The sequence below is a fragment of the Streptococcus intestinihominis genome (assembly GCF_046824975.1).
Classification (GTDB): Bacteria; Bacillota; Bacilli; order Lactobacillales; family Streptococcaceae; genus Streptococcus.
In genome coordinates this window covers 234,793-235,663 of sequence record NZ_JBKQBL010000003.1, presented here as the reverse complement: position 1 = coordinate 235,663, position 871 = coordinate 234,793, and the positions used below count along the sequence as shown (strand labels likewise).

The window sequence follows — 871 nt, the reverse complement described above, 5'->3', positions numbered from 1 at the left end:
GGGGACCATTTATCCCTTGCTTCAGAAACTAGAGAAGCAGGGAGTCATCGTAGGAGAGATGAGGCCCTCTCCGGATGGACCTGATCGCAAATATTTCTCTCTAACCATGGAAGGAAGAGAGCGCTTAGAGGAATTTTGGAACCAGTGGCAGGATCTGGTCATTAAAGTAGAACGCGTGAAAAAGGAGGGGGAAGCATGATCGAAGATTATACAGAAAAAATGTCAGCCGAATTGATGCACCTAAATAAGGACAATCAAGCTTATATGAAAAAAATGATAGCTTATATTGGAGTGAAGTCCTATTTTTATGATGATGAGCTACTGGGTGAACAGCTCTACAATATGGTTTGCGATTTAAAGGTTGCTGAGCGAGACGGGATTGGTGCAATGGATTATTACGGAAAGGACCCAAGGGCCATGATGGACCAAGTTCTCTCGGAGTTACCTAGACGCAGGCTAGGTTCTTATGTGGGGTTATTCTTGATTCTTGGAACGATTTTCGTTGGCATGCGGTTTGTAATGGATTTTGCCTGGATGCTGCCACTGGTGATTGCTCCTTTAACATATTTGCTAGATCTATTCATTTTCTTTGTGTACAGTCAATTTATGATGTGGCTTTGGTCCAAACAGAGCTATGGGGAAATCAAGTGGCCTTGGGCTCTTGTTATCAGTGTGATTAGTTTGATCCTGTCTCCTAGGATAGAGCGCGTGTTTTCTGACCATTTGAGTCTGAATCGAAGTATCCTTTTGCCAGATGGTTGGGCGATTGTTCTGGCTTTTCTGGTTCTTCTTGGATTTACGATCATGACCTATAGAAATCAGGGACGGCTTGCTGTTAGCCTACTGGTCATGGGAGTGACTTTCTTTGTAA

Annotated in this window: 2 protein-coding genes; both read left to right on the top strand. The window is 43.5% G+C overall.

What is annotated here, in order from left to right; all coding sequences use genetic code 11:
* Positions 1–199: PadR family transcriptional regulator (locus ACLOR3_RS06330; protein WP_412037078.1), on the top strand; the 199-nt coding region annotated here is incomplete at its 5' end.
* Positions 196–871, top strand: a 676-nt coding sequence (locus ACLOR3_RS06325; protein WP_412037077.1) for a hypothetical protein, incomplete at its 3' end; no start/stop codon positions are given. The genes ACLOR3_RS06330 and ACLOR3_RS06325, both read left to right, overlap by 4 nt.